Origin of the sequence: Nonomuraea zeae (assembly GCF_005889725.1) — a bacterium.
GTDB classification, from domain to species: Bacteria; Actinomycetota; Actinomycetes; order Streptosporangiales; family Streptosporangiaceae; genus Nonomuraea; species Nonomuraea zeae.
The window spans coordinates 1-4,796 of sequence record NZ_VCKX01000513.1 but is presented as its reverse complement, the minus strand read 5'-3'; the positions used below and the strand labels follow the sequence as shown (position 1 = coordinate 4,796).

Genomic DNA, 4,796 nt, shown 5'->3' with positions numbered 1-4,796 from the left:
AGGTGTGTATAAGAAACACACCTAACCCGCCGCACCGGCCCGCCGCACGCCTTCCACACGACGGCCTTGCTTGTCGCGGCGGGCGGCGGCGCGGCCCCCTGCCCGCCGCGACGGCCTGTCAACCCGGACAGGCCCGGCCGCCGCCCGCCGGCCCCGGGCACCACCCCACTGACCGGCACCGACGATCAGCGACCCGGTTTGCCCCGCAGCAGCGGATGCGCCCGCATCGCCACCTCCAGCTCACCCGGCAGCTCGTCGCGATAACGCCCCAGCGTCGACAGATCACTGTGCCCCAGCACCCGCCGCACCGCGTCCATGTCGACCGCGTCGGCCAGCAGATGCGTCGCCGTCGTGTGCCGCAGCCCGTGCGGCGTCACCGACCGCCGCTGATCCGGATCCACCCGCCGCTGCACCCGATCGATCACCGCCTGCACGTCACCCCGCGCCAGCCTGCGCCCCCGCCACGACAGCAGCAACGCCTTGTCGGCCACCTCCGGCCGCCCCTGCTCCAGATAGACCTGCAGCACCCGCGCCACGTCATCCGGCAGCGGCACATCCCGCGTCCGCCCGCCCTTGCCGAAGATCCGCCAGTAACGCACCCCGTCATTGGTGAAGAAATCCTCCACATTGGCGCGCACCAGCTCCGACACCCGGGGGCCCATCGTCGACAGCAGCAGCACGATCACCGCATCGCGCAGCTCCATCCGCTGGTCACGCCGCTTGCCCTCCTCGGGCTGCTCCTGCGGCAGCGTGCGGGCCGCCCCGATCAGCCCCTGCGCCTGCTCCCGCGTCAGCGCCCGCCGCTGCGGGCGCAGCCCCCCGCGCTCCTTGGCCGTCACCGTCGACTGCGTCATCGGATTGATCTGCACCCACCCCGCCAGGGCCGCGTGCTTGAACAACGCCGAGATCGACCGCCGAAAACGCGCCTGCGAAGAGGGCGACTGCCGGCGGTCACCCGGCGGGCCCTGCCCCGCCCGGCCGCCACGCCCGTCCGGTTTGCGGGCGAACGCCAGCAGGATCGCATCCACGTCCTCACCGGTCAGGTCATCGAGGACCGCCCGCTCACCCGCCAGCGCCACCAGCGTCGCCACGTCCCGGGCGTAGACCTCCGCCGTCGCGGCCGACAACCCGCCCGTCAGCGTCTTGGCCCGCACCAGCTCCACATAACGATCAGCCGCCTCCGCCACCGTCAACCGGTCGAGCTCCGCAGGCCGCACCGCTTCCCCCTTCACCTCACCACGCAGAAGACACGAAGAAGATCCAGTCACGACGGTAGCGGCCCCCACCGACAGAAAGTCAGATGTCGCGGAACGTCTCGATGCGCGCCCCCAGCGCGTTCAGCCGCTCGGCCAGGTCCTCATACCCCCGGTTGATCACGTACACGTTGCGCAGCACCGACGTGCCCTCCGCGGCCATCATCGCCAGCAGCACCACCACCGCCGGCCGCAGCGCCGGCGGGCACATCATCTCCGCGCTGCGCCACCGCGTCGGCCCCTCCACCAGCACCCGATGCGGGTCCAGCAGCTTCACCGACGCGCCCAGCCGCGTCAGCTCCGTCAGGTAGATGGCCCGGTTGTCGTAGACCCAGTCGTGGATGAGCGTCGAGCCCTGCGCCGCCGCCGCGATCGCCGCGAAGAACGGCACGTTGTCGATGTTCAGGCCCGGGAACGGCATCGGGTGGATCTTGTCGATGGGGGAGACCAGCTTCGAGGGCCGCACCGTCAGGTCCACCAGCCGGGTACGGCCGTTCGCCGCCGCGTACTCCCGGCCCCGGTCATGGTCGAGACCCATCTCCTCCAGCACCGCGAGCTCGATCTCCAGGAACTCCACCGGCACCCGGCAGATCGTCAGCTCCGACGACGTCACCACCGCCGCGGCCAGCAGGCTCATCGCCTCGACCGGATCCTCGGAGGGGGAGTAGTCGACGTCACGCTCGATCGAGGGCAGGCCGTGCACCGTCAGCGTCGTCGTCCCGATGCCGTCCACGCGCACGCCCAGCTGCTCCAGGAAGAAGCACAGGTCCTGCACCATGTAGTTGGAGGAGGCGTTGCGGATCACCGTCACGCCGTCGTGCCGGGCCGCGGCCAGCAGCGCGTTCTCCGTCACCGTGTCGCCGCGCTCGGTCAGCACGATCGGCCGCGACGGCGACACCCCCCGATCCACCCGCGCGTGATAGAAGCCGCCCGTCGCGGTGATGTCGAGCCCGAAGGGCCGCAACGCCGACATGTGCGGCTGCACCGTACGCGTCCCCAGGTCGCACCCGCCCGCGTACGGGATCTGGAACTGCTCCGTGCGGTGCATCAGCGGACCCAGGAACATGATCACGCTCCTGGTACGGCGCGCCGCCTCGGTGTCCATCGCCTCCAGCTCCAGCCGGGCCGGCGGCACGATCTCCAGGTCACTGCCCTCGTTGATCCAGCGCGCCCGCACCCCGATGGAGGCCAGCACCTCCAGGATCCGGTAGACCTCCTCGATCCGCGCCACCTTGCGCAGGATCGTCCGCCCCGAGTTGAGCAGCGAGGCGCACAGCAGCGCCACGCACGCGTTCTTCGAGGTCTTGACATCGATGCTGCCCGACAGCCGCCGGCCCCCCACGACCCGCAGATGCATCGGCCCCGCATAGCCGAGCGAGACGATCTCGCTGTCGAGCGCCTCGCCGATCCGGGCGATCATCTCAAGACTGATGTTCTGGTTGCCGCGCTCGATCCGGTTGACCGCACTCTGACTCGTCGCCAGCGCATCCGCCAGCTGGAGCTGCGTCCAACCACGATGTTGACGCGCATCCCGGATCAGCCGGCCGATTCGCACTAGATAATCATCTGCCACAACACAGGACCATATCTCACATATGAGATGCGCCCGCGCCTGCAGGGGCCGACGCGCCGGACAACTCCCGATGACGCGCCAGATGCTCCGGAGTCGCCTGCGCCTTCGCCTTGTGCACGAACGCCCGCCGGGCCTGCCGGAACCCGCTGCGGTCGTCGAACATGTCCCGGCTCATCTCCGCCAGCTCCTCGGCCCGGTAGGCATCCAGCGGCTTGCGCCGCTCGTCGGCCTCACGCGCCTGCCGCCGCCCCGCCAGCAGCCGGTCATAGGCCGGATCGGCCGCCAGCCGCTCGGCGTACTCCAGCACCCGCCGCTCGAACTCCAGCCGCGAGCCGTCCAGCATCCGGTCGGCCAGCCCCAGCTCCACCGCCTGGGCCGCGCTCACCGGCAACGCCTCCTGCGTCAGGCGCAGCGCCTGCTCGGCGCCCACCCGCCGCGGCAGCACGTACGTCCAGTACTCGCTGCCGAACAACCCCATCGTCCGGTAGTGCGGATTGAGCACCACCGACTCGCGCACCACCACCCGATCGGCGCCCAGCCCCATCATCACCCCGCCCGCACCCGCGTTGCCGCCCAGCGAGGCCACCACCAGCTGCCCCGTGCACGCGATCACCTCACGGCACACCGCGTTGATCGCGTTGATGTTCATCCACGCCTCCAGCTCCGGATGCCGCGAGGCCTCGATCACGTTCAGATGAACGCCGTTGGAGAACACCTCGCCGCCCCGCACCACCAGCACCCGCGTGTCCTGCGCCGCCGCGTACCGCAACGCCGAGGCCAGCCGCCGGCACTGCTCGGTCGACATCGCCCCGTTGTAGAAGTCGAAACTCACCACCCCCACGCCGTCACTGCGGTCATAGGTGATCTCGCTGTAGCCGGACCGCTCCGGCGCCCCGGCCACCAGCTCACCCAGCGCCATCGCCGCGGGCAGCTTGATGGCCCCCTCGCGCTCCATCCGCACATGACCCACCCACAGCGACCCGTCGCCGGTGTGCACCAGCACCGCACCCTCACGGCGCCCCGCCACCTCGCCCGGCCGCCCGGTCAGCTCAGGCCCCGGATACACGTCGAACACCCGCACCGGCAGGTCGCACAACCGGGTCCGCCCGCCCGGAGACCCGTCGGCGGCCCGAACCGTGCGCAGGATCTCCTGCGAGGAGTCCGCCCACGAGAACTCCCGATCGGCGTGCCGCATCGCCCGCCGCAGGCGCCCGCGCACCTCCGGCGAGCGGTAGTCCAGCGGCACCGGCTCGAACGACGCGTCCGCCGCCTTGCCCGCCACCTCCACCACCAGCTCCACCGCCGCGTCGGCCACCGGCCCGTTGTACAGCGCCGACTTGCGCGGCGGCTCCGGCGGCAGCGCGAACGTCCGATATCCCCAGATCGGGCCCGCGTCCATCTCCTCCACCGCCTGCAGCGCCGTCACCCCCCACTCCGGCGCCCCCTCCGTGATCGCCCAGTCCAGCGAGGACGGCCCGCGATCCCCGGGCGGCCCCGGGTGGATGATCACCGTGCGGTGCGCCCGCCACAACGCCGCCGGCACCCGCTCCTTCAGGAACGGGCAGAGCACCAGATCCGGCTTGGCCAGCTCCGCGGCCTCCACCATCGCCTCCTGCGAGACGGCCAGCTCGACACTCACGTCATGGCCGGCCCGCCGCAACTCCAGCCAGGCACGCTGGGTCAGGCCATTGAACGAGGAGCAAAGCAGCAAGATACGCAACGCGGGACTTCTTTCCAGCAGGGGGAGGACACGGAAGGAGACAGGGGCACGAGACCGCTCAGCCGGACGGGCGATCCCACCGCTCACAGGCATTTAAGGCGGTCCCATATGACCCATACATGTCATTGATGCTGACACGAATCATCCACTCTCGATGACAGTTCGCCGCAAAAACCCGCCCTGACCAGCCCCAATTGACCCACTTTGCCCGAAAAGATCCTCCTCGAGTCTTCGCCCCCACCCCCAGCAC

3 protein-coding genes are annotated in these 4,796 nt (G+C 70.5%); all 3 read right to left on the bottom strand.

All coding sequences use genetic code 11. The features are described 5' to 3' along the window. Positions 1–185 precede the first annotated feature (185 nt). Positions 186–1,217, bottom strand: a complete 1,032-nt coding sequence (locus tag ETD85_RS60245) for a tyrosine-type recombinase/integrase (protein WP_138698758.1) — start codon at positions 1,215–1,217, stop codon at positions 186–188. Positions 1,218–1,296: 79 nt separating this feature from the next. Continuing rightward, positions 1,297–2,808, bottom strand: coding sequence for a helix-turn-helix domain-containing protein (locus ETD85_RS60240; protein ID WP_240780139.1), 1,512 nt, complete (start codon positions 2,806–2,808; stop codon positions 1,297–1,299). Positions 2,809–2,842: 34 nt separating this feature from the next. Continuing rightward, a complete protein-coding gene (locus ETD85_RS60235) occupies positions 2,843–4,546 on the bottom strand; it encodes an enoyl-CoA hydratase-related protein (protein WP_138698756.1) in 1,704 nt (567 codons plus the stop codon). Positions 4,547–4,796 lie beyond the last annotated feature (250 nt).